Raw genomic sequence first — 23,709 nt, 5'->3', positions numbered from 1 at the left:
CTGTTGGCATTGTGGAATCCCCGCCCGACCCATGAACTGGAGTCGACGCGCTCGGGCAGGTGCTCGAGCGAGGTGCGGAGATCGCCGGCCGCCAGATGCGCCATCCCGAGGATCTGTTCCGCCACGTCGCGCATCGCCACTGCCTGCCCGAACCGGCTGAGGGCGAACTGCTGGGCGATCTCGAGGGCCTCGTGGATGCGTCCCGACGCGGCCAGCGCACCGGTGTAGACCTCGGTGATGGGGCCGTGCAGATGAGCCCCCTCTGGTGTCGATTCGAGCGCTCGTGCGGACGCCGCGACGGTGGCGGCCGCCCGATCCAGTTGTGCCAGCTCCCCGTAGGCCATGCATGCCGCGATGCAGGCCATCGCGGTGCCATAGGACCCCAGTTGTCGGTCATCGACGTCGTCCAAGGTCTTCAGGGTGTCGAGCGTCCGCCCGGCGAGGGCGAGCTGAGTGGACCGGAACACCAGAATCTGCTGACGGCGTTCGCCTGTCTCGGCCGCGAGCGCCTCGTCGATGATGTCCGTGGCTTCCGCCGGTTCACCTTTGGCCCACAACGCATTCGATGCGCGTAGCACCACATCGTTGCGAAAACCGGGTTCGACGTCGTCCTGCGCAGAGGCAATCTTCGCGAGCACGTGGTCGGAGGAGTCGCCGTCGCCCATCATGAACAGCGACCACGCACGCGACACGTGCGCGCGCGCCCCCCACACCGGCGTCGGCCGCAGCGGCGAAAAGCCGCTCGGCCAAGTCGAAGTCGAGCAGTGAGTTCGCCGCCCGTGCCGCCGACAGCAGCAAGTCGGGTCGCGCGGGCAGGTCGGACTCGAGCCACAGCAGCCCCTGCTTGACCACACTCGCCGCACTACCGTTGTCCTCCATTGCGGCGGCGACCTCGCCACGCAGCCGTCGCAGACGCATCGAACCGCAACGCGCACGCCGAATCTCGGCGAACAGGGGGTGGCCTACGAACACGTCGTCGCCAGAGACCCTGATCAGCCCACGCCGCTCGGCTTCCTCCACGGCGTCGTGCTGGGCGAGTGTTGCCAAGCAGCGCCAGCCGATGGGCTCGGAGATCGCGACCATGTCGATGACCTCGAGGACGGGTTCGGGGAGCGCACCGACTTGTGTGTCGACGAGCTCGGCAAGCGAACCACCGATCGCGACGTCGCCGTGCCAGCGCAGCCACCCGTCGGTGACCATCAGCCGTCCCGCCTCGGCCTCCTGCTCGGCCAACTGACGGACGAACAGCATGTTCCCCTCGGTCAGATCCCAGAGCCGTCGTAGGCATCGCCGCTCCGGCACAGCCCCGAAGGCCTTTTCGAGCACTGCGGAGAGGAGCTCGCGTGACAGCGCGCCGAGTTCGCGCCACACCAGCCTCCCGTCCTTCCACAGCACGGACAGGGCGGCGGGGATCGGCTCCCCGGCACGAATGGTCACCACCGCCTTGGCCGTTCCCGAGTCGACCAGGTGCTGCACCACCAGAACCGAGAGTTCGTCGAGCAGATGGGCGTCATCGACCAGAAGCAGGACCCGGCCGGGTTCGGCGTCGCGGACAATGGCCTCACCGACTCGCCGCACCAATGCGGCAGGCGCTCCGCCGTGGTCGTCGGTCCACTGCGCGAAGGCCCCGAGCGGAACGGCCCTACTGGTTGCGGTCGCCGCGATCATGCGCAGGCTCCATCCGGCATCCGCGGCGCGTCGTGCCGCCTCGCGGGCGACACGGGATTTCCCGACGCCCGCATTTCCGGCGAGCACGATCCCGTCGACGCCGAGCGCATCGAGAGACGCCATGACCTCGCACAAAGCATCGTCTCGCCCGATGAGGGGCCACCGTCGTGGCATGGCCGGATATTAGCTGGCCCCCTCTGAGCAATGCGCGAGATCACCGCCCACGTCATGAATCGCATCTCCACATGTGGTGGGCGTGGCTCGAACTCCGCGCGAACGGCGACCGTGGTCGGCACCAAACGGCAGTCCGGGCAGCAGCCAGAAGGGCGCCGATGGCAAGAACGGCACGAGCACTCAGGGCCAGCCGGGCAACCCGGCTGGTGAGTGAAGCCTGAGTGGGCGTTCTGCGTCTCAGTCCGCCGACGGCTCGGCAGCCCGCAGCGCGATGGCCGCATCGTCGAATCGAGCCGCCTGCTCCTGAATCCGGGCGATCTCACTGGGCCGCTTGAGCAGACCGCGTACCGCGATGATGGCGACCTGCTCGCCGACGCGCACCGCTTCCTCTGCGCGGTCGCCGTGGTCGGTGTGCAGTCGCGTGCGCTTCTGCGCGCCCTCGTCGAAGTTCAGCAGCAGCCCGGCGGTCTCCTCGTGGTCGCACTCGATGAATTTGCCCTCGCTGATCGCGGCGCCGATGAGGTCGACCACCCAGTTCTTGAGCCGTTCGTAGTCGGCCCAGAACTGGTGGAAGTCGGCACGCTGCGCATGGGCGATGCGCTGGATCTCGTTGAAGTCGATCGGTGAGACTGCCAGCTGCATGGTGTCGAACCGCAACAGCCGGTAGAGCTTCAGTGCCGGCGACCCCGATCCCGCGCCGACCTCGGCGATGAACTTCAACGGTGCGCGGTTGACCAACAGCGTCTCGCCCAGCAGCTGCTCTTTGTTGCGGAACCAGTAGTACAGCGACGACTGTTGCAGACCCGCGGCGCGCGCGATGTCGCTCATCGTCGTTTGCGCATAACCCTTTTCGCTGAACAGCCGAGTCGCGGCGCTGACGATGCCCGCACGGGGCGATCCCGCGGGTGCTGATTCGGCGTCGCGGCGGGGCCGTCCGATTGCGCGGACCTGCGCGCGCCGCTCAGGGGATGGCACGGTGAGCACTCTACGGCGGTCAGCTCAACGGCGGCTGTTCGACATGGGCGCGGCTGACGACGTCGCGTGCTGCGATCACCACATCGCCCCACAGCTCGATCCCGAAACTCTCGGACGCGCGCGACGGATGGCCGGTCACCCCGTTCGTCGACACCGACCCCACGGGGTAGCGGAAGACCAGTCCCTCGGTGCGGTCCGGATCGTCGGCGCGCGCCATCGCTTCGACGTCCACCAGTTCCGGCCGTACGGCCATCATCAACGAGGTCTCGGCCGCGTTGGCGTGCCAGTCGAGCGCGTCGGCGGTGGCGCGCCGCGCGATGTCGGCGGTGAGGTCCCACCACTGCATGACCCCGATGCGCGCCCGGGGCAGGTCGCGCCGGAAGTGATCGCAGGCAATCCACAGCGCCGCGGCGTTTCCGACGTGCCCGTTGACGAACATCACACGCCGAACGCCGGAGTCGACGCAGGCTCGGGCGACCCGGTAGGCGGTCGCGGCGGTGTCCTCACCACTGAACGCGACCGTTCCGGCCATTGCCGAGCCGTGGAACATGCTGGAGCCGAACGCAATCGGCGGCAGTACGAGCGCGATGTCGCCAGCAGCGGCATCAGCAACCGCGGCAGCGAGAATGGTGTCGGTGCCGACCGGCAGGTGTGGGCCGTGCTGCTCGGTCGCGCCCACCGGGATGAGCGCGACGCAGTCCGGGTCCGCGGCCAGCCGATGCGCCAGTTGCGTCGAGGTGTGTTCCTCCCAGCGGTGCGTCACCCCGGCGTTGCCGCTCACCAGAACCTCAGGTAGCGGTCGGTCTCCCACGATGAGACGTGGGCGGTGAAAGAGTTCCACTCCGCCTTCTTCTCGGCGACGTAGGAGTCGAACATCGCCGAACCGAACACGTTGCGAACCAACGGATCCGCCTCGAGCGCGTCGATCGCCTCGCCCAGCGAGCGGGGCAGCCAACCGATCTGGCGGGCGGCCAACTCCGCCTCCGACAGGCTGTAGAGGTTGTCGCGGTTGGGTTCTCCGGGGTCGAGGCCTTCGCGAATGCCCTCCAGGCCGGCCGCCAACATCAGCGCGGCACCGAGGTAGGGATTGCTCGCGCTGTCGGCGGCACGGCACTCGATGCGTCCACCGCCCCTGGGGATCCGCATCATGTTCGTGCGGTTGTTGTCGCCATAGCAGGCGAAGATGGGCGCCCAGGTCAACCCGGACATGCTGCCCTGTTTGACCAACCGCTTGTAACTGTTGACCGTCGGGGCGACCACCGCGCAGATCGCCGACGCGTGGCGCAGGACCCCGGCGGTGAACTGATAACCCAGTTCGGAGAGGCCACACCCGCGCGCGTCATCGTTGTCGGCGAACAGGTTCCGACCGTCGCTGTCGGCAAGCGACATGTTGTAGTGGGCTCCGCTGCCGGTGCGGTCGGCGAAGGGTTTCGGCATCCATGACGCGAACAGATCGTGCTTACGGGCGATCTCGCCGACCATCATGCGGAAGAACACCAGCCGGTCGGACATGGTGACCGCGTCGGTGTAGGTGAAGTCGGTCTCGAACTGACCGTTGCCGTCCTCGTGGTCGAATGAGTAGACGTCCCAACCCAGGTCGTTCATCGCCGACACGATCTCGTCGACCACCGCATAGTTGTGCAGCAGCCCGCGCAGGTCGTAGCAGGGCTTGTCGAGGGTGTCGTCGGCACTGGCGGGAGCCGGTGTGCCGGTGGCGTCGCTGAGGAGGAAGAACTCGGTCTCGATACCCAGGTTGAAGGTGTAACCGAGCGCGGCCGCCTCGGCGGTGACTCGCTTGAGAATGCCTCTGCTGCAGGCTTCGAACGGGGTGTCGCCGATGTAGAGGTCGCCGGGGAACCACGCCACCTCGCGGTTGAACGGCGCGATGATCGCCCCGGCGAGGTCGGGGTGCGGGGCGACTTCGTCGTCGTTGACGTCCTGCGGCACCCCGTCGAGGGCTGCGCCGGTGAACATCTCCGACCCGCGCGCTGCCTGTCCGAGATGTCCGAGCGGCACCATCTTGGCCTTCGGCTTGCCGTGCATGTCGACGAAGCTGATCGCGGCGTACTTCACTCCAGCGGCGGTCAACCGCTCGGCGACCTCGGCGACTTCGGATGGAGTCTCGGCGTGCGCCGACCCTCCGTTGAGCGTCGCGGTCATGATGTGCTCCTGTCCTGCCGATGCGGGATCGGCTGTGGTGCGTTGAGACCAGGGAGACGTTAGGCGCGCTGTGTTGCTGCTCTGTTTCGCGCTAGTAAATGAACCATTGAAACCAAGCCGGACCAACCGGGTCAGAAATACGGAAGTGAACTGCGTGAATGCAGATATTGTCAATAAGTTATCGAAAACATACCTGCCGGCGGCTGACGGCATGGGCTTCGGGTGAGCGAAACGGTTGCCGTCGGCTGGCAGCGCGTGAAGAGTGGACACATGCCTGATGCACAGCCCCACACGACGGACACCACCGAGGGGCTCGCTCCCTTGGCCGGCCATCTCGAGAAAGTCGCAGAACTGCTCGGCGTGAAGTCGGTTCTTGTGATGCGTTCAGAGGCCGACTCGATGGTGGTTGCCGCCACCGCGGGCGAAGCCACCCAGCACTACACCGTCGGCGCGGCCGGGAAGAAGGCGTTGGACGACGCCTCCCGGGTACCGCTGTACTGCGAGCGGGTCGTCGACGGCGACCACGCCGTGTTCGTCCGCGACTCCCGCGACGATGCCACCTTCGCGGGCAACGAGGACGAAGTGGAATTCGGACTGCACAACTATCTCGGCGTGCCTGTGCACGACGGCGCGGGCCGCGTCGTCGGAACGGTGTGTGTACTCGACGACAACTCGCGTGACTACACCGACGAAGAACGAGAGCAGCTCTCGGAGTTGGCAAAAGCTGTCGAGCAGATCGTCCAGAAGGACGACAGTGCGCTCAGCTGACCGTCGGGACATCCGGCGACTAGCGAACCGGACGAGTTTTCAGCTTCTGGAACCGGTGACGAAGCCTAGCCACCCGGCCAACGTCAGTACCGCATCCGCGAAGTCCGCGGGACGCTCTTGCGGCAAGTTGTGGCCGCTGTCGACCGTCCGATGCTCGTGGCGGCCCGAGAACATCGGCGCGTGATCCGCTGTCCCTCCTGGTTTGAGAGGGTCGTGCAGTCCGTCCAGCGTGACAGTGGGCACCGGGATGATCGGCCGGCGCGCCAGCGCCTCACGGGCAGACGTGTAGCGGGAATCTCCCGCTGCCGTGCCGAAATTGTGGCGATAGGCGTGCACCACCACATCGACGAAGTCCGGATTCTCCAGTGATGGCGCGGTGGCCTCGTACACCGCCTCGTCGAAGCGCCACGTCGGCGACCATTGCCGCCACAGCATCGAACACATCTCGTGCCGATGCGCGGACAGGCTTTCCCGCCCTCGGGATGTCTGGAACACGTGCTGGTACCACGCCACGTGTTCCACCGATGGGGGAAACCCGTGCTGTTGTCGCTCGTCGATGACGTTGTAACCCGCCATCGACACGAGGCCCGAGATCAGGTCGGGCCACACTGCGGCGATGCCGCAGCACGCAAGTCCGCCCCAGTCGTATCCGGCCACGATGGGGCGGACCAACTGGAGCGCGCCGATGAGTTGCCGCAGATCGTCGGCCAGCGCCGCCTGTTCACCGGAGCGGACGACGTCTGGCGTCGTAAACCGGGTCGGCCCGAAACCACGCGCGAAGGGCCGTATCACCCGGGCGCCCTCGCGAACCAGCCGAGGCATCACCTCGTCGAAAGCGCGGACGTCATAGGGGAAGCCGTGACACAGCACCACCGGCCAACCGTCGACGTCGCCGTCTTCCAGATAGCCGATTCGGAGGGTCTCGGTCTGTACGTACCCCACCGACGAACCCTACATCGGTTCCGACAAGCCAGGGGCCTCGACAACACGGTCGGATCCCGGAGTCGGCGCGTCTTCGCGAATCAGGTTGCGAGAGCGCAGCTCATCCCACAGCCCTGAAGGTATCTCGAGTGAGAACAGGTCCGCATTGCGGGCCTGCTGACCGGCGTTGCGGGAGCCGAGGCAGATGCTGGTCACCACCGGGTGCGCATAGGCGAACTGCAGGGCCACCGCCGCCAACGGCACGTCGAACTCCGCGCAGACTGCCTCCAGTGCAGAGGTTCTCGCGAGCACATCAGCCGGTGCAGGACCGTAGTTGAACCGGGCGCCGTCGATCGCCCCAGTCGCGAGCACCCCGCTGTTGTACACACCGCCGAGCACGATCCCCACGCCGCGCTGTTCGCACAGCGGTAGCAGGTCATCGAGCGGTTCCTGCTCCAGCAGCGTGTACCGCCCTGCGAGCAAGCAGATGTCGACGTCGACCGCCTTCACCGCGTCGAACATCACGTTCGTCTCGTTGACGCCGAAGCCGATCGCCGCGACCACGCCCTGATCGCGCAGCATCTCCAGCGCCGGGGAGCCGCTGACGATCGCCTGCCGGAAGTACTCCGGCTGCGCGTCCCCGTGGGTGTACACGTCGCAGTCGTGAATGAACAGCGCGTCGAACCGGTCCGTCAGCATGCGCTGCATGCTCTGCTCGACGGCCCGCATCACACCGTCGTAGGAGTAGTCATAGGTCGCGACGAACGGCGGAATGTCCAGATAATCACCGTTTCTCGTCGGTGCCCCGACCATCGGCGTCAGCACCCGGCCCACCTTGGTCGACAGCACCAACTCGGTCCGATCGCGCGACCGCAGTGCCTGCCCGAGGCGGTACTCGCTCAGGCCGTTGCCGTAGCCGGGCGCGGTGTCGAAGTACCGGACTCCCTGGTCCCACGACTGGTCGACCATCGCCTGCGCTTCGGCGTCGGTGAAGGTGCCGTTGAAGTTGCCGATCGGGGCACCGCCGTACCCGATGGCGGTGAAGGTGAGCCCGGAGCGGGCGTGGGTACGGGTGACCGAAGGCTGCATGGGATTCCTCTGTTGGTGACGTGCCGTGTCACGACCCCTCGGCGGGACCGCAAACGCGTTGCACTGCAACCATTATCTCGGCGAGCGCGATCCGCCATCAGATCCGTTTCGTGCAACATCGCCGCTGCCCATTGCACACATCGGCAAGCCTCCGCCAGAATGACTGCCGTCGACCCACAGGTCGGCGGTAGTCCACGGCGGGTCATCCTCGAAGAGCGCGTTCTCCTCGGCCATCCATCGCTGCCTGAACGCGGCATCGTCATCGCCGCGCGCGATCACACGCTCCCGGCCGAGTTCCTCGGGCACGTGAACCCAGATCACGTAGTCCAGGAACGGTCGAGCCTCGCGACGGGCCGCCCCCACCCCTTCGACGAGCACAACGGAGGTACCGAACGGCACTGATATCGAACCCGTCCGACCACGCTCAGGCCACGCCGGCGGCCGGAAATCCACCGAGTACCCGGCGCGCAGAGTCCTGAGCACGCCGTCGATCAGCAGATCGGCCCACCCGAAAAAGCTGTGATGCCACGCAAGATCGTCCGTGTGGACGATCGCGATGTCCGACTGCCCGGAGGCGATCGCCGCCGCCAGCGTCGACTTCCCCGAGCCGCTGTGGCCGTCGATCGCGCACACCGCCGGCCGCCGGCCCCGCTCGGCGACGATGCGAGATCGAACATCGGCCGCTGATCCCCGAATCCACGAGACGGAACTGGGATCGATGTCGACATAAGGCATTCAGTGCACAGACAGATGCGGGGCCTTGAACGGGTTCATCGCACCCGCGTCGATGACGTGCGCGGTGCCGGTGATGTACCGGCCCGCCTCCGATGCCAGGTACACGACGGCGTTGCTGACATCCGACGGTTCGAGGAACGGGATCTCCAGCGCATGCATCGCGGTCAACGCGCCGAGCGCATCCTCCTGCGTGGCGCCGTCCTTCCCGCCGGCGAATAGCCGGTTGTACCTCGGGTTGTTGATCATCAGCGTGTTGACGTTCGTCGGGTTCACCGAGTTGACCCGGATGCCGTAGGGTGCCAACTCGCCGGACAGCGTCCGCATCAGGCCGTTGACCCCGTGTTTGGACGCCGCGTAGTGCCCGACGTTCAGCTCGACGGTCAACCCGGAGATGGAACTGATCAAAACGATTGCACCACCGCAGTTCTGGCGCAGCATGTGCGGGACGCACGCCTTGATCGTCTTCCAGACACCGGTCAGGTTGACGTCGATCTGATCCTGGAACTGCTCTTCGGTGAGCTCCCACAGCGGCGCCGTGTCGTTCAGCGTGCCCGCGTTGGCCACCACCACGTCGAGACTGCCCAGCTCGTCGATGCCGGCACTGACCGCCCGCTCCATGCCGGCGAGGTCCCGCACGTCGACCTGCGCGGAGAACACGCGCCGACCACGGCTTTTCACCAGGTCGACGGTGGTGAGCAGATCGTCGGGGTCGGCCATCGGATAGGGGACCGACTCGATCTGGCGGCAGGCGTCGAGGGCGATGATGTCAGCGCCCTCCTCGGCCAGCCGCAGCGCGTGCGAGCGACCCTGCCCCGCGTGCGGCTCCGGTGATCAGCGCGACCTTGCCGGTCAAACTCGCCATGGTCACTGGTGCTGTTCGGCGGCGCGCATCTGGCGGTACTCGTCGGCGCGTTCGTCGGTGATGTGGGGCAGCGGCGGGAAGTCCAGCCAACCCGGCACGAACGGGCTCGCCAGATCGCGATCGGTCGGCACCTCGACCAGGACGGGAGCCTGGGCATCGAAGGCACGCTTGAAGGTGGGCTCCAGATCGGCCGCCGATTCGACGCGGAATGACTCCAGTCCGAACGACTTTCCGAGATCCTTGAAGCTGGGGCTGTACGGCGATCCGTCCGGGCGATTGAACTCGGTACCGATGATCCGGTCGGTCGCATTGCGCTGACCGCCGCGGATCGAGATGTAACCGGAGTTGTCCTGCACCACGAACACGACCGGGATGTCGTGCTGTACCGCGACCCCGATCTCCTGCGCGGTCATCAGGAAGTCGCCGTCACCGGTGATGCACGCGACCTGACGTTCCGGGGCGGCCAGCTTGGCGCCGAGCGCGGCAGGCACCGGCCACCCCATCGCCGAGAAGCCGCCGGTGGTCAGGTGGGTCCGCGGCTCGTAGACGGGGAACGTCTGCTTGACCGCACCCTGGGTGTTGCCCGATCCGACGAGCACGATGCCGCTGCGGTCCATCACCTGACGCAGTGCGTGCAGCGGCCGCTGCAGTGTGAAGGGGAACCGGTCGGTGTCACGCCGCGAGGAGAGCTCGTTCTCCCAATCTGCCTTGCGCTCGGCGACTTCGGCGAGGTACTCGGTCCGGTCCGGGGCGCTGCCGAGCGATGCGACGATCGCCGCGACCGCGGGCTTGGCGTCGGCCAGGATGCCGACCTCGGCCGGGTAGATCTTGCCGATCTCGTGCGGATCGATGTCGATGTGGATGAGCTTGGCCGGCGGGAACGAGAACGAGCGGCCCTTGGCGTAACTCGACGACGACCAGTCGGTGAAGCGGCAGCCGATCGACACGACCACGTCGGCGTTGGCCGCCAGGTGGTTGCCGTGGATGGTGCCGGTCTGGCCGACGCTGCCGCAGAACAGATCGTGGTCCTCGGGGAATGCGCTCTTGCCGTTCCAGGTGGTGACGACGGGGATGTCGAGTCCTTCGGCCAGTGCGCGTACCTCGTCGGTGGCGTTGGCGCTGATGGCGCCGCCGCCCACCACGATCACCGGGCGCTTGGCCGTCCCCAGCAGCGCGACGGCGCGTTCGATCGCCTCGGGGTCGGGGTACTGCAGGCCGACGGGGAGCCGACGGGCGAGGTCGTGGAAGTTCACCTCCGCGGTCTCGGCGTGCAAGTCCCACGGCACCTCGATGTGTGCGGGGCCGCGGCGCCCGGTCAGCATTGTCGAGAACGCGCGGTGCATGACGAACGGCAGGTCTTCGATGCTGTTGGCCACCCAGCTGCGCTTCGACACCGCTTCGGCCACCTGCGGAAAACCGTTGTCCTTCTGGCGTTCCAGCTCCTGCAGCACGCCGCGGCCGCGCATGTGCCGGGGCGGACCACCGGTGATCACCAGCACGCTGGTGGAGTCGCTGTAGGCCGTCGCCAGACCCAGTACCGTGTTGGATGCCCCGGCACCGATCGACGTCACGGCGGCCATCGGCTTACCTGACACGCGGTAGAACCCGTCAGCGAGGTGCACCGCGCTCTGCTCGTGGTAGGTCTGGATGAAGGGGATCTTCGATTCTTCTTCGTTGAACGCGTCCATCAGGCCCCAAATGCCATGGCCGGGAATGCCTGCCACGTAGGGGACGCCGTATTCCTTGAGGATTCGGCCGATGACCTGACCGCCGTTGAGCCTTGGCATGGGAGGTTCTCCTTTTCGGTGCGTTCGACGTGGCGTGCAAACGACGTGCCGCCTGTTTCCAGAGAGTCTGCCCACTGCACCGTCGCTTGCGTCAGACCCGATCTGAGAACTACATTGCCAGATGACTGCACATATCGTGCAGGAAGGCGGTGGGGACCATGGCGATGACCGTCGAGGCGGCGCTGCAACTCGAGGTGTTCGAGCGTGTGCCGTTGAAAGTGTACGCCGGCCACGAGAACCTCGACCGGGTCATCCGCTGGGTGCACCCTACCGAAATCCCCGATATCGCAAGCTTTCTCACCGGCGGCGAGATGTTGCTCACCGCTGGATTGGGCATCGGGCACACCGCTTCTGAGCAGCAGCAGTACATCGCTCGGCTCGCCGACGCCGGTGCGGCCGTGCTGATCATCGAACTCAGTGGCCGTGCGTTCGACACGATGCCGGCGCCTCTCGTCGAGGCCGCCCGTGACCGCGGTCTACCTGTGGTCGGGCTGGCGGGGGAGCTGCCGTTCGTGGAGGTCTCGGCGCAAGTCCATGAGTCGATCGTCGACCAGCGCGTCCTGGATCTGAGTGCCTACGAACGGCTCAACGCGACGTTTATGCAGCTGTTGCTCGCCGGTCGCGATCCGGTGGGCTTCACCGATGCGCTGGCCGACGAGGTGGGTCATCCGGTCGTCCTCGAAGATGCGACCCACCAGATCGTCGCCTATTCGGCCAATACGCCCGAAGGTGATGAGGTGCTGTCCCATTGGGAGCAGCACTCGCGGGTCGAACACGAGACGTCGAGTGATTCCGGCTCGGCGGGCGAGGCTCCGAACTGCACCCGCCGGGCCGTGGTCCTGCGCGGCGAGCGATGGGGGTGGCTGCACGTCCTGCACGGCGGCACCGCCGTGGTCGGTACGGCCGGCTACGCCGTCGACCGCGCCACGGACGGGATCGCGATCGCGTTGCTGGGCGCCAGGGAGAGCGGAGCCCGATCGGCGCAGCGGCAGAACGCACTGGTCAGTCGGCTTCTGCTCGGCGACATCGACGGTGAAGCCTTCGTCGCCAGGGCGCTGCGACTCGGACGGGATCTGCGGGACCGTGCGCTCGTGGTGGTGTCGGTGCTGAAGGAGTCCCCGCCCGGCGCGACGAGCGACGACGCAATGGAGGAGCTGTGCCGCACCATGCGCGTGCCGGCGGTCGTCGCCGATCTTGGTGAGCACACCCTGGCGATCATGGGTCTGTCGCGGACGAGTTCCGAGCGAAAGATCGTGGATCGATTGCGCGGCCTCGACATCCGCGCGGGCGTCAGTCGGCCGGTGAGCGCCGGGCAGCTGTCGACAGCGGTCGAGCAGGCCCGCAGTGCGGCGTCCGTCGCAGCGGCCAAACCCGACAGAGAGGTACACCGCTTCGACGATCTCGGGGTTCTTCGCCTGCTCGCCTCGCTGGCCGGTGGGCCCGAACTCGCCCGCTACATCGAGGACGAGCTCGGCGCGATCCTCAAACACGACGCCACCGCATCCAATCCGCTGCTCCCGACGTTGCGCACGTACCTGGCCTGCGACGGCAACAAATCCCAAGCAGCACAACAATTGTTCGTGCAGCGGCGCACCCTCTACTACCGGCTCGAGCGCATCACCAACCTGCTCGAGCGCTCCCTCGACGATCCGGACACCCGGCAAGCCCTCGTCTTCGCGGTACGCGGGCACGACCTGCTGCAGCGGCAGCAGCGTCCCTAGACTGCACACCCTGTGCTGCTGGCGGCCGAAGGCTGCACACGTTGGGTCTGTCCGCTGCGACGCGCACTTCGTAGCGTGAAGTGATCCACCAGACACACCGGTGGCTCACCGCCCTCAGCCCAGGGAGTCTTGTTCCGTGACACTTTCGCGTGCGGCCGTCCGGTCGCAGATCATCTCCGATCCGCCCGACGTCGTCGAGACCGACATCGCCATCATCGGCTCCGGTATGGGTGGTGGTTCGCTGGCATACGCGCTGCGCGACAAGGGCGTTTGCGTCCTGATCGTCGAACAGGGCGACTTCCTGCCCGTCGAGCGGGAGAACTGGTCCTTCGATGCCGTGCACACCGAGGGGCGTTACAAGAACTCGGCGGTCTGGCATGACGCGACGACGGGCAACGACTTCGTCCCGGGCAACTACCACTACGTCGGCGGCAGCACCAAGCTCTACGGAGCCACGCTGCCCCGTCTGCGGGAATGCGACTTCGGCGCCATCGAGCACGCCGACGGAATCTCCCCGGCCTGGCCCATCGACTACGCCGAGCTCGAACCGCACTACGCCGAGGCCGAGCAGATGTTCTGGGTGCACAGCAACAAGGGGGAAGATCCGACCGATCCCTGGCGCTCCACCGACTACCCGTTCCCGGGCGTGCCACACGAGGGGGCGATGGCCCGCCTCGTCGAGAGCGCGAAACAACAAGGTCTGCATCCCTTCTCGGCGCCCCAGGCGCTCGACCGCCGACCTGGCGGCAACTGTGTCCTGTGCCAGACGTGTGATTCCTTCGCCTGCATGGTCGACGCGAAAGGCGACGCCGACATGTGCGCCGTCCGGCCCGCCCTCGCAGCAGGGCGCGACGTCGAGATGCTCACCAACGCTGAGGTGACCCGTCTGCGCACGACCGACGACGGTCGCACCGTCGTGGCAGCGGAGATCACCCACCGCGGCAGACGTATCGAGGTCCGCGCGGCGAAGTTCGTCCTGTCCTGTGGCGCGGTGAACACCGCAGCCCTGCTGCTGCGCTCCGCGTCGGACACCCACCCCGGGGGCCTGGCGAACGCGTCGGATCAGGTGGGCCGCAATTACATGGCGCACATCACCACCTTCTTCCTGGCGGCGGACCCCCGCCGAAAGAACGAAGCGGTCTACCAGAAGACGATCGGTATCAACGACTGGTATCAGGCCGGCCCCGACAACCCGTACCCGCTCGGCAATGTGCAGGGCCTGGGCAAGCTGCGCGGCCCGCAGGCGAAGATGGGCAAGCCGCGGGTTCCGATGCCCATCCTCGACGAGGTCACCAAGTACACGCTCGATCTGTTCATCCAGACCGAGGACCTTCCGCTTCCCGAGAGCCGTGTGACTCTTCGGCCCGACGGCCAGATCAGCATCTACCGCCGGGAGACCAATCTGGCCGCGCACCACGATCTGATCCGCAGGATGAAGAAGGTCGTTCGCAGGGCGGGCTTCCCGGTGGTGCTGACCCGCAGCCTCGGCGTCGAGGCGACATCGCATCAGTGCGGGACCGCACGCATGGGAAACGATCCCGCGACCAGCGTCGTCGACGCAAACCTCAAGGCGCACGACCTCGAGAACATGTGGATCGCCGACACCTCGCCGTTCGTCTCGTCGGGCGCGGTGAACCCGGCCATCACGGCGGCGGCACTGTCGCTGCGGCTCGGCCACTCCGGCGTCCTGACCCACTGATCACCCAAGGAGTACATCCGTGACCGTCACGGCAGACCATGCCACCCTGGCTCCACTGTTCGAACCCATCACGATCGGCAACGTCGAAATCCGCAACCGCGTGGTGATGACGGGCCACGGCACCGGCATGGCCAAGGACTATCTGCCCACCGACCAGCACGTCGCCTACTACCGCGAACGTGCCCTCGGTGGCGTGGGCCTGATCGGGATGGCATTCCCGCAGATCCATCCGACGTCTCAGGATGTGCCGGGTGAACCACGCTCCTGGCTGCCGGAGATCGTGCCGGGTCTGCGCAAGATCACCGATGCCGTGCACGAGCACGGGGCCAGGATCGTGATGCAGCTCGGACACGGTGGACGGCAGGGACATTCGACGTTCACCGAGCGGGCCCTGTGGTCTCCGTCGAACACACCGTGCCCGTTCAATCTCGAGATGCCCAAGGCGATGGAACTCGAGGACATCGACGAGATCGTCGCCGCCCACGCGGTCGGCGCACGGCACGCCAAGCAGGGCGGCATGGACGGCGTCGAAATCCATTCGGGCTACGGCGGATATCTGCTGGCCTCGTTCCTCTCGCCGTTCTCCAACCACCGCACCGACGACTACGGTGGCTCGCTGGAGAACCGGCTGCGCATCGTCATGCGGGTCATCGACGCCGTGCGCGATGAAGTCGGCCCTGACTTCCTGGTCGGCATCAACCTGCAGGGCCATGACTTCAGCCCGGGCGGACTCGAGGTCGGCGACGCGCAGGACATCGCCAGGGCGATCGACGCCACCGGCAAGATCGACTACATCTGCGTCAAGGCGGCGACCTACAACGAGGCCCACCAGAACGTGCCGGACATGCAGCACCCCAAGCGAATCTGGGAAGACCTCGCCGCAGCCGTCAAGGCCGTGGTCACCGTTCCGGTGATCGCGGTGGGCCGCATCAACGACCCGAGCGACGCCGCGGACATCCTCGCGCTCGGACACGCGGACATGGTCGCGATGACGCGTCAGCAGATCGCCGATCCCGAGACGGTCACGAAGATGAAGCAGGGCAGGCTCGACGAGATCCGGCGCTGCATCGGCTGCAATCAGGGCTGCATCGACCGGCTCTTCAACGTCACGCATTCCTCGTGCGTGCACAACCCGGCCGCCGGCTACGAACTCGAACTCGGCATCGGTACCCTGCCTGTGACGGCCGAGCGTCGCCGTGTCGTCGTCGTCGGCGCCGGCCCCGCAGGGATGAAGGCCGCCGAGATCGCCGCCCGCCAGGGCCACGAGGTGATCCTGTTCGAACGCCGCCGTCGCACCGGTGGGCAGCTGCGCATCGCGGCGAAGATAAGAGGCCGCGGTGAAATCGGCGGCGTCGTCGACCATCTCGACGTGATGATCGCCAAGCACGGGGTGGAACTGCGGCTCGGGCAGTCCCCGACGGCCGGTGAGATCCTGGCTCTGCAACCGCACCACGTGATCGTGGCGACGGGATCGGCGCCGGGTCATGACATCGTCGGCAACCTCGCCCAGGGCATTCTTTTCACCCCCGGCCTCGATCAGGATCACGTTCTCTCGGTCTGGGATGTCCTCGAGGAGCAGCGTCCGGTGGGGCAGCGCGTGCTCATCGTCGACGACGGCGAAGGTGGTTGGAAGGGAATCGGATTGGCCTTGCAGCTGTGCGAGGACGGGCGCGACGTCGACTTCGTGACGCCGCTGCCGTACGTCGGCGCCAAGCTGGGCCCGTTCAGTGCCAACCTCGCCGTGCCGCGCGTGCACAGGTCCGGGATGGTCACTCACCCCTTCACCACCGTGACGGCGATAGACGGCTCCACCGTGCACATCACCGAGCAGGGCCGCCCCGCCACCCTCGAATCCGTGGACACCGTGATCCTGGCCGGCTGGCATCGCCCGGTGAACGATCTGTATTTCGCGCTCAAGGAGGCGGGCGCCAGCGTCGAGCGGGTGGGCGACGCGATTGCCAGCCGGACCATGATGGAGGCCGTGCACGAAGGCGAGCGCGCAGCGCGCAGGATTCCGGTGACAGTCTGAGCACTCGCCATCGGTTGATCTACCGCGCCGCGATCTATGCCTGGTTCGCGATCTTCGGCATCGTGATGGCGACGTGGGCAGTGCACCTGCCCGCGCTGCAGACGGCAACGGGGATCTCGACCTCGATGCTCGGGACGACGCTGCTGATTCTCGGCGCGGGCGCTATCGCCGGCATGCGGCTCAGCGGCCGGCTGTCCGACCGGTTCGGTCCGCGCTGGGTTGCGGTCTACACGGTCGGCGCGATGGCGTTGGCGATCGTGCCGCCCCTGGCAGCCGCCAGTTGGCCCTGGGCGGCCGCCGGCGCTTTCGTCCTGGGCTTGGCCATCGGATCGGCCGAGGTCGCGATGAACGCCGCCGCCGTCATCGCCGAGCGGCTCTACGAACGCCCTCTGATGGCGTCGTTCCACGGAGTGTTCTCAGCGAGCAATGTCGCCGGATCGCTGCTCAGTGCCGCGGCTTTCGCGCTGCACGCCTCGACTCTGACCACGGCGCTCGTCGCCTCCGGTGTCTGTCTGGCGGTGGGGGCCGCGGCGGCCGCCGGGCTACGTCGGTGCCCAGCGGACCTGGACATCGCAGTGCCGGTGACGGGCACCGTGGCCGCGCGCGATCCCACCGCACCGGTCAGCCGCGGCCGCGTGGCGGTGTTGTGTCTGTTGGCCTTCCTGTTCCTGCTCGCCGAGGGATCGGCGATGGACTGGAGCAGCATGCACGCGCAGCGGGAGCTCGGCGAGACGCCGACTGCCGGGGCGCTCGCCTTCGGTTCCTTCGTCGGTGCGATGACGATCGGCCGCTTTTCCATCGACCGCCTCAGCGCGCGCTACGGACCGGTGGTCATCGTCCGGTTCGGTGCGGCGGTCGCCGTCGTCGGCTTCGGCACGGTCGTCATGTCCACAGCGCTCCCGCTGACCCTCGCCGGCTGGGCGCTCGCGGGACTGGGGGTGGCGGGCGGGGTGCCCCAGGTGTTCTCGGCCGCAGGCAATCTCGGTGACGGGTCCGCACGTCACCTGTCGCTCGTCGTCGGCGTCGGCTACCTGGCGATCCTCGCCGGCCCAGGGGTTCTCGGCTGGGTGGCGGAGGCGACGAATCTGGCCATCGCCTTGATCCTGCCGATGGTCGCGGCGGTGGTCTGCGCGCTGGCAGCCCCGGCCGTCCGACGGTGACGAACAACATGTGCACCGATGTTCCGGTTCATCGCACACAGTGTGTCTGTTCTCGTCCCGGTGTGCGAGCACACACTGGAAAGACGTCACCGCCGGCCACCGCGCGATGCCGTCCAATCTATCGCTAGCGCAAGGAGATACGACCCGTGCCGGTCACCCTCAAGGCCCCGACCACCGATGTCGGCACGCCGCACAAGAGCAATCCTCAGGTCGTCGAGACGGTGGCGAACGTCCTCGCCGACATCCGGCGCAACGGTGACGCGGCGGTGCGCCGGTACTCCGACCGGTTCGACTCCTGGACTCCTTCGTCGTTCCGCCTCACCGAGGCCGAGGTCGCCAAGATCGTGTCGGATCTGCCGGACACCGTGATCGAGGACCTGACCTTCGTCCAGCGTCAGGTGCGCAATTTCGCTCAGGCCCAGCGCGATTCGATGCTCGACATCGAGGTCGAGACGTTGCCGGGGGTCAAGCTCGGGCACAAGCACGTCCCGGTCTCCGCGTCCGGTGCCTACGTACCGGGCGGCCGGTACCCGCTCACCGCCTCGGCGCACATGACCGTGGTCACGGCGAAGGTTGCCGGCGTGGAACGGGTCGCCGCGACCACTCCGCCCAATCAGGGCGGCGCTCCCAAGATCAGCGTGGCCGCGATGCACCTGGCCGGCGCCGACGAGATCTACGTCCTGGGTGGTGTCCAGGCGATCGGTGCGCTCGCGCTGGGTACCGAGACCATCGCACCGGTCAACCTGCTCACCGGGCCGGGCAACGCGTATGTCGCGGAGGCCAAACGACAGCTCTTCGGTGAGGTCGGCATCGACCTGTTCGCCGGTCCGACCGAGGTGCTCATCGTCGCCGACGAGAGCGCTGACCCGTTCGTGGTCGCAGCCGATCTGCTGAGCCAGGCCGAGCACGGCCCCGATTCGCCAGTCGTTCTCATCACCACCTCCGAGCGGGTGGGCCGGGAGACGATCGACGAGGTGTCACGGCAGCTGACGAACCTCCCCACCAATGCGATCGCCGCGGTGTCGTGGGAGAACCATGGCGAGGTGCACGTCGTCGACTCGTTGGAAGACGCCTTCGCTCTGGCAGACCGCTACGCCAGCGAGCACGTCCAGATCCTCACCCGGGAACCCCGCCGGGCGCTGACCGAGATGCGCAACTACGGCGCGCTGTTCCTCGGCGAGAAGACCTGTGTCTCGTTCGGCGACAAAGCCATCGGCACCAACCACGTGCTCCCCACCCTGGGCGCCGCGAACTACACCGGAGGTCTCTGGGTGGGTAAATTCCTCAAGACGGTGACCTATCAGGAGATCGAGGACGCGGCGTCCAGCGCCGAACTGGGCCGGATCTGCGGCAGGGCATCCCGGCTGGAGAACTTCGAGGGTCACGCCCGCTCGGCCGACGTCCGTGCAGCCAAATTCGGTGGCGACGCGCTGCCATGGACCGAGCATCGTTTCGCGGTCGACGCGGCGCAGATCTAGGCTGCGGCATGGGTGAATACGACTTCCCACGGGTGCCGACGCTTCGCGCGGTCGACCACGTCGCGTACACCGTGCCCGACTTGGACGCGGCTGTGGCGTTCTTCGTCGACCACTTCGGAGCCGAGGTGATCTTTCGGGACGGACCGTTCCGCGACGGCGACGGTGACGGCATGCGTCGCCGGCTCGACGTCGACCCGAAGGCGGAATGCACCATCGCGATGCTTCGAATCGGCAAGCACCACAACGTCGAACTGTTCGAGTACGAGGCGCCGGACCGCACCGTGGAGCTGCCACGCAACAGCGATGTCGGCGGCCACCACCTGGCGTTCTACGTCGACGACATCGACGCCGCCTACGAGTACGTCACCTCGATCCCCGGCGTCGTCGCGCAGGAGGGCCCCAACGGGGTCGACCCGCACGCGCCGGTGGCGGGGCAGCGATGGTTCTACTTCCGGTCGCCGTGGGGGATGCAGCTGGAACTGACGACATGCGCCACCGACGGCTTCTACGAGGGGCTCCCCGCCGCCGCCCAGGCGCAGCCCGCTGACTCGTGGCGGTGACGGCGCCGGTCGCGGCGGGGCGGGTCGAATACGACTCGCTCGGCGCGCTGACGGTTCCCGCGCACGCCTACTACGGCATCCACACTGCCCGCGCCGTGGAGAACTTTCCCATCACCGGCGTGACGGTGGCGGCCTACCCCGACTTCGTGTGTGCCCTGGCGGCGGTGAAACAGGCTGCTGCGCAGGCGAACCGGGATCTGAGTCTGCTCGACGGACGACGCGCTGACGCGATCGTCGCCGCGTGTGAAGAGATCCGCGCCGGGGGCCTACACGAGCACTTCGTGGTCGACGCGATCCAGGGTGGCGCGGGGACGTCGACGAACATGAACGCCAACGAGGTGATCGCGAACCGCGCGCTGGAGATCCTCGGATTCGCCCGGGGTGACTACTCGCAGGTGCATCCGCTCGAACACGTCAACATGAGTCAGAGCACCAACGACGTGTATCCGACGGCGGTCAAGATCGCGCTGCAGGACCAGACCACGGTGCTCGTCGAGACGCTCCGTCAGGTGTCGGCGGCTTTCGCGGCGAAAGCAGAGGAGTTCTCCGACGTCCTGAAGATGGGCCGCACCCAGCTGCAGGACGCGGTGCCCATGACGCTCGGCCAGGAGTTCGCGACGTATGCGGTGATGGTCGCCGAGGACGCCGACCGGCTGGCGGAGACCGCCCAGCTCATCTCCGAAATCAATCTTGGTGGAACGGCGATCGGTACCGGGCTCAACGCCCACCCCCGTTATGCGGGTCTGGTGTGCGAGAAGTTGATCGCTGCCACCGGTTTACCGCTGTCGACGGCCCGCGATCTCGTCGAGGCCACCCAGGATGTCGGGGCGTTCGTGCAGGTGTCGGGCGTCCTCAAGAGGACGGCGCTGAAGCTGTCCAAGATATGCAACGACCTGCGGCTGCTGTCCTCCGGTCCTCGATCCGGCTTCAACGAGATCAATCTCCCTGCGGTGCAGGCCGGTTCGAGCATCATGCCCGGGAAGGTGAACCCGGTGATCCCCGAGGTCGTGAACCAGGTCGCCTTTCAGATCGTCGGCGCCGATGTGGCCGTCAGCATGGCCGCCGAAGCGGGTCAGCTGCAGTTGAACGCGTTCGAGCCCATCATCGCGCACAGCCTGTTCCAGTCTCTGATGCATCTGAATCGGGCGTGCCACACGCTGATCGACAAGTGCATCACCGGTATCACCGCCAACCGGGATCACCTGATGCATTCGGTCACCCACTCGATCGGAGTCGTCACGGCGCTCAGCCCCTACATCGGGTACGCCGCGGCGGCGCGCATCGCCAAGAAGGCGTTGACGACGGATCAGGCCATTCCCGATCTGGTGGTGGCCGAGCGGCTCCTCACCACTGATCAGGTGAGGGCCCTTCTCACGCCGGAAGCCCTGGTCGGTCCGAGGGAACTGCTGGTGCTGGAGCACGAGATCGCCACGAGGAAAGGAAGCGACAACTCATGACCAATGTCCTCTACCTCTACGGTGGCTGGCCCGGCCACAGCCCGTACAACATCGCGGAGTGGACCCGAAACCTGGTCGGTGAACTGGGATTCGACATCGAGGAGTCGCAGGACATCTTCACCCTCGACCGGGATCTGACGTCCTACGATCTGATCATCCTCGGCTGGAACAACGCACTGACCACCGAGGACCTGTCGGACTCCCAGGAGGACCATCTGCTGGCCGCGGTCGAGGCGGGCACCGGGGTGGCGGCATGGCACGGCGCAGCCGCCGCGTTCCGATCGAGCCTGCGGTACCACCTGATGCTGGGCGGCGACTTCCTGGCCCACCCGGCCGGCGAGGGGTATCCGCAGCCCTATGACGTGACGATCGTCGACACCGACCACGAGGTCACTCAGGGGGTCAACGACTTCCCCGTTGCGTCCGAGCAGTACTACATGAGCGTCGATCCGAACAACCGAGTTCTTGCGCAGACGTCGTTCTCCGGCGAGCACTTCGCCTGGTTCGACGGGCTGACGAGCCCCGTCGCGTGGGTCCGGCAGTGGGGTAGGGGGCGGGTGTTCTACCACTCGATCGGCCATGCACCGCAGGACCTGGCCGGGGCCGACGTGCGACGGCTGACCAAGCAGGGCCTGGCATGGGCGGCGCGCCGGTCACCGGGCGCCTGATCCACCACACGTGATCAGATGGGCCCGCATCGCGTCGATCACCACGCGGTGATCGTCCTCCTCGGCCAGACCCGAGACGCCGACCGCCCCGATCAGCGAGCCGCGCACCCGCAACGGGACGGCCCCGCCGGCGAGAGCGAAATCGCCGGTTGCATAGCCGCTTTCGGCAAAGTAGTCACCGCCGTTGGCGCGCACACGGCAGGTCATCGCCCACGACGAGCAGTTGTGCCTGGCCACGGTCCGGAACTTCCTGGCCAGCCAGTCGTCATTGGTCGCGGCCGAGCCGGCGAGGGCCGCGTGGAACACGCGCTGCTCGCCGAACACAATGGCCACCGCGATCGAATGGCCCTGCGCGGCGGCGGTTTCGACGATCCTGGACCCGAGTGTCCAGGCGTCGGCGTGGCCGAACCGGTCGTAATCGATGGTGTTCTCGTCGGCGAGCGCCCGCTCGCAGGCCGCCTGCCATCGATTCGTCTCGGTCATCATTCAACGCTAGGGCGAGTCGAGAGGACATGCCAATGACCAACATGTGTAGTCATGGACCGCGTCGTTGCACGTGTGCGACCGCTCACTGCAGTGCACCGACAGCGTCATCGGAGAACGTGAGCATCTCGGCGGCTCTGGTCCGTTGCACGCCGATGACCAGCTGTTTTCCGCGATATTGCGGCCGTGTTAGCTCGTGTGTTCGTTATCCATGTCGAGAAATACACGGTGCACCTGTTGCACGGTGTGCGTCTACTCCCGTACCCCGTCGTTCCACCACACTTCATGTGTGGTCGCAGTCACAACGCGGCCGCCACCGTCACTGCACCGTGGCATTGACAGGGCACTGACAAGACCACGCGCTCACCGGTCGACACAGGGGTGTCGATGACTCTCGAAGGAGAAGCAATGTCCATGACCAACGGCGGAGGAAGGTCGCTCGCAGGCGACGACGCGCACCTCCGCGTCCTCGGCTACGAGGAGAAATTCGACCGCAAGATCGGCCAGTGGTCGAACTTCGCGCTCGGCTTCCTGTATCTGTCCCCTCTGGTGGGTGTGCTGTCCATGTTCACCCAGGCCCTCACCACGGCGGGACCGCCCGCGATCGGATGGCTGCTGATCGCGGCGTTCGGTCAGCTCCTGGTGGCCATGGTGTTCGGCGAGATCGTGTCGCAGTTCCCGATCGCCGGCGGTCTCTACCAATGGGCACGCCGACTGTGGAACGGTCCCTACGCCTGGATCATGTCGTGGATCTACATCGCCGGCATCGTCGTCGGCTGCACCACGACCGCGATGTTCAGCGCAGACTTCGTACTCGCCCTGTTCCACTCCGACTCGACCATCTCCTCGACGCCGCTGCAGAAGTTCATCATCGCCACGATCGTCGTGGTGGTCTGCATCGGCCTGAACTCGACCGGCTCCAAGACATTGGCGACCATCGCGAAGATCGGTCTGGCGGCCGAAGTCGCCGGCATCGTCGTGGTGGGTCTGTATCTGCTGATCTTCGCCCGCAAGAACAGCTTCTCGGTCTTGTTCGACACGTTCAACACCGGTAGCGGTGGCGACTACACGAGCGCCTTCTTCACCGCGGCGATCATCGGCCTGGTGCTGTACTACGGCTTCGAGGCGTGCGGTGAGGTCGCCGAGGAGACGCCCAATCCCAGCAGGACCATTCCGCGGTCGATGATGCTCACGGTGATCCTCGGTGGCGCTGCTGCGATCTTCGCGTTCGTCGGCTACATTCTCGCCGCGCCGAATCTGCAGGCCATCGTCGACGGTGAGGTGGCCAACCCCATCACGGCAATTCTCACCGCTA

Annotated in this window: 20 protein-coding genes and 1 pseudogene; 10 read left to right on the top strand and 11 right to left on the bottom strand. The window is 66.7% G+C overall.

The window, feature by feature from the left end; translation table 11 throughout:
* The 5 genes from PGN37_RS27225 to glnT all read right to left on the bottom strand — a co-directional run.
* On the bottom strand, positions 1-578 hold a 578-nt coding region (locus PGN37_RS27225), incomplete at its 3' end, for a hypothetical protein (protein WP_335334058.1).
* A complete protein-coding gene (locus PGN37_RS27220) occupies positions 541-1,842 on the bottom strand; it encodes an AAA family ATPase (RefSeq protein ID WP_335334057.1) in 1,302 nt (433 codons plus the stop codon). The genes PGN37_RS27225 and PGN37_RS27220, both read right to left, overlap by 38 nt.
* Before the next feature lie 237 nt (positions 1,843-2,079).
* Positions 2,080-2,817 (bottom strand): TetR/AcrR family transcriptional regulator, encoded by a 738-nt coding sequence (locus PGN37_RS27215; protein WP_335334056.1) that lies wholly within the window; start codon positions 2,815-2,817, stop codon positions 2,080-2,082.
* Between the two features lie 19 nt (positions 2,818-2,836).
* On the bottom strand, positions 2,837-3,598 hold the full coding sequence (locus PGN37_RS27210) for a creatininase family protein (RefSeq protein ID WP_335334055.1): 762 nt from the start codon (positions 3,596-3,598) through the stop codon (positions 2,837-2,839).
* Positions 3,595-4,977: a type III glutamate--ammonia ligase gene (glnT, locus tag PGN37_RS27205; protein WP_335334054.1), complete on the bottom strand. Its 1,383-nt coding sequence runs from the start codon at positions 4,975-4,977 to the stop codon at positions 3,595-3,597. The genes PGN37_RS27210 and glnT overlap by 4 nt, the downstream gene beginning before the upstream one ends.
* Before the next feature lie 270 nt (positions 4,978-5,247).
* On the opposite strand from glnT, the gene PGN37_RS27200 reads away from it, so the two are divergent.
* Positions 5,248-5,745: a GAF domain-containing protein gene (locus PGN37_RS27200; protein ID WP_335334053.1), complete on the top strand. Its 498-nt coding sequence runs from the start codon at positions 5,248-5,250 to the stop codon at positions 5,743-5,745.
* 39 nt (positions 5,746-5,784) lie between these two features.
* On the opposite strand, the gene PGN37_RS27195 is transcribed toward PGN37_RS27200, so the two are convergent.
* The 5 genes and pseudogenes from PGN37_RS27195 to PGN37_RS27175 form a co-directional block, all read right to left on the bottom strand.
* On the bottom strand, positions 5,785-6,687 hold the full coding sequence (locus PGN37_RS27195; RefSeq protein WP_335334052.1) for an alpha/beta fold hydrolase: 903 nt from the start codon (positions 6,685-6,687) through the stop codon (positions 5,785-5,787).
* A gap of 9 nt (positions 6,688-6,696) precedes the next feature.
* A complete protein-coding gene (locus PGN37_RS27190) occupies positions 6,697-7,755 on the bottom strand; it encodes an aldo/keto reductase (protein ID WP_335334051.1) in 1,059 nt (352 codons plus the stop codon).
* Positions 7,756-7,827: 72 nt separating this feature from the next.
* A complete protein-coding gene (locus tag PGN37_RS27185; RefSeq protein WP_335334050.1) occupies positions 7,828-8,490 on the bottom strand; it encodes a uridine kinase family protein in 663 nt (220 codons plus the stop codon).
* Positions 8,491-9,352: pseudogene (locus tag PGN37_RS27180) on the bottom strand (mycofactocin-coupled SDR family oxidoreductase).
* 2 nt (positions 9,353-9,354) lie between these two features.
* Complete coding sequence (locus tag PGN37_RS27175; RefSeq protein WP_335334049.1) at positions 9,355-11,139, bottom strand: thiamine pyrophosphate-binding protein; 1,785 nt, start codon at positions 11,137-11,139, stop codon at positions 9,355-9,357.
* A gap of 158 nt (positions 11,140-11,297) precedes the next feature.
* On the opposite strand from PGN37_RS27175, the gene PGN37_RS27170 reads away from it, so the two are divergent.
* From PGN37_RS27170 to PGN37_RS27135, 8 genes are all read left to right on the top strand, one after another.
* Positions 11,298-12,860, top strand: a complete 1,563-nt coding sequence (locus tag PGN37_RS27170) for a PucR family transcriptional regulator (protein ID WP_335334048.1) — start codon at positions 11,298-11,300, stop codon at positions 12,858-12,860.
* A 136-nt stretch (positions 12,861-12,996) separates the two neighbouring features.
* Positions 12,997-14,559 carry a GMC family oxidoreductase gene (locus tag PGN37_RS27165; RefSeq protein ID WP_335334047.1) on the top strand — a complete coding sequence of 521 codons (1,563 nt, stop codon included), beginning with the start codon at positions 12,997-12,999 and terminating at the stop codon, positions 14,557-14,559.
* Between the two features lie 19 nt (positions 14,560-14,578).
* Positions 14,579-16,588, top strand: a complete 2,010-nt coding sequence (locus tag PGN37_RS27160; protein ID WP_335334046.1) for an oxidoreductase — start codon at positions 14,579-14,581, stop codon at positions 16,586-16,588.
* A gap of 14 nt (positions 16,589-16,602) precedes the next feature.
* Positions 16,603-17,748 (top strand): MFS transporter, encoded by a 1,146-nt coding sequence (locus PGN37_RS27155; protein WP_335334045.1) that lies wholly within the window; start codon positions 16,603-16,605, stop codon positions 17,746-17,748.
* A 146-nt stretch (positions 17,749-17,894) separates the two neighbouring features.
* Positions 17,895-19,226, top strand: coding sequence for a histidinol dehydrogenase (hisD, locus tag PGN37_RS27150; RefSeq protein ID WP_335334044.1), 1,332 nt, complete (start codon positions 17,895-17,897; stop codon positions 19,224-19,226).
* Between the two features lie 8 nt (positions 19,227-19,234).
* On the top strand, positions 19,235-19,786 hold the full coding sequence (locus PGN37_RS27145) for a VOC family protein (RefSeq protein ID WP_335334043.1): 552 nt from the start codon (positions 19,235-19,237) through the stop codon (positions 19,784-19,786).
* A complete protein-coding gene (locus PGN37_RS27140; RefSeq protein ID WP_335334042.1) occupies positions 19,783-21,243 on the top strand; it encodes an aspartate ammonia-lyase in 1,461 nt (486 codons plus the stop codon). Before PGN37_RS27145 ends, PGN37_RS27140 begins: the two co-directional genes overlap by 4 nt.
* Entirely contained in the window at positions 21,240-21,911 is a 672-nt protein-coding gene (locus PGN37_RS27135; RefSeq protein WP_335334041.1) for a ThuA domain-containing protein, read from the top strand. The genes PGN37_RS27140 and PGN37_RS27135 overlap by 4 nt, the downstream gene beginning before the upstream one ends.
* Here PGN37_RS27135 and PGN37_RS27130 read toward each other — a convergent pair.
* Complete coding sequence (locus tag PGN37_RS27130) at positions 21,897-22,394, bottom strand: heme-degrading domain-containing protein (RefSeq protein WP_335334040.1); 498 nt, start codon at positions 22,392-22,394, stop codon at positions 21,897-21,899. The genes PGN37_RS27135 and PGN37_RS27130 overlap by 15 nt on opposite strands.
* A gap of 408 nt (positions 22,395-22,802) precedes the next feature.
* On the opposite strand from PGN37_RS27130, the gene PGN37_RS27125 reads away from it, so the two are divergent.
* On the top strand, positions 22,803-23,709 hold a 907-nt coding region (locus PGN37_RS27125), incomplete at its 3' end, for an APC family permease (RefSeq protein WP_335334039.1).

This window comes from Mycobacterium kyogaense (assembly GCF_036946525.1).
Lineage (GTDB): Bacteria > Actinomycetota > Actinomycetes > Mycobacteriales > Mycobacteriaceae > Mycobacterium > Mycobacterium kyogaense_A.
This window is presented reverse-complemented; position numbering and strand designations above follow the sequence as displayed.

What these genes read in the sequence shown, in the direction of transcription:
- PGN37_RS27220 (WP_335334057.1), bottom strand. Translation starts at nt 1,842, where the DNA reads ATGCCACGACGGTGGCCCCTCATCGGGCGAGACGATGCTTTGTGCGAG.
- glnT (WP_335334054.1), bottom strand. Translation starts at nt 4,977, where the DNA reads ATGACCGCGACGCTCAACGGAGGGTCGGCGCACGCCGAGACTCCATCC.
- PGN37_RS27200 (WP_335334053.1), top strand. Translation starts at nt 5,248, where the DNA reads ATGCCTGATGCACAGCCCCACACGACGGACACCACCGAGGGGCTCGCT.
- PGN37_RS27190 (WP_335334051.1), bottom strand. Translation starts at nt 7,755, where the DNA reads ATGCAGCCTTCGGTCACCCGTACCCACGCCCGCTCCGGGCTCACCTTC.
- PGN37_RS27185 (WP_335334050.1), bottom strand. Translation starts at nt 8,490, where the DNA reads ATGCCTTATGTCGACATCGATCCCAGTTCCGTCTCGTGGATTCGGGGA.
- PGN37_RS27175 (WP_335334049.1), bottom strand. Translation starts at nt 11,139, where the DNA reads ATGCCAAGGCTCAACGGCGGTCAGGTCATCGGCCGAATCCTCAAGGAA.
- PGN37_RS27170 (WP_335334048.1), top strand. Translation starts at nt 11,298, where the DNA reads ATGGCGATGACCGTCGAGGCGGCGCTGCAACTCGAGGTGTTCGAGCGT.
- PGN37_RS27145 (WP_335334043.1), top strand. Translation starts at nt 19,235, where the DNA reads ATGGGTGAATACGACTTCCCACGGGTGCCGACGCTTCGCGCGGTCGAC.
- PGN37_RS27135 (WP_335334041.1), top strand. Translation starts at nt 21,240, where the DNA reads ATGACCAATGTCCTCTACCTCTACGGTGGCTGGCCCGGCCACAGCCCG.
- PGN37_RS27130 (WP_335334040.1), bottom strand. Translation starts at nt 22,394, where the DNA reads ATGACCGAGACGAATCGATGGCAGGCGGCCTGCGAGCGGGCGCTCGCC.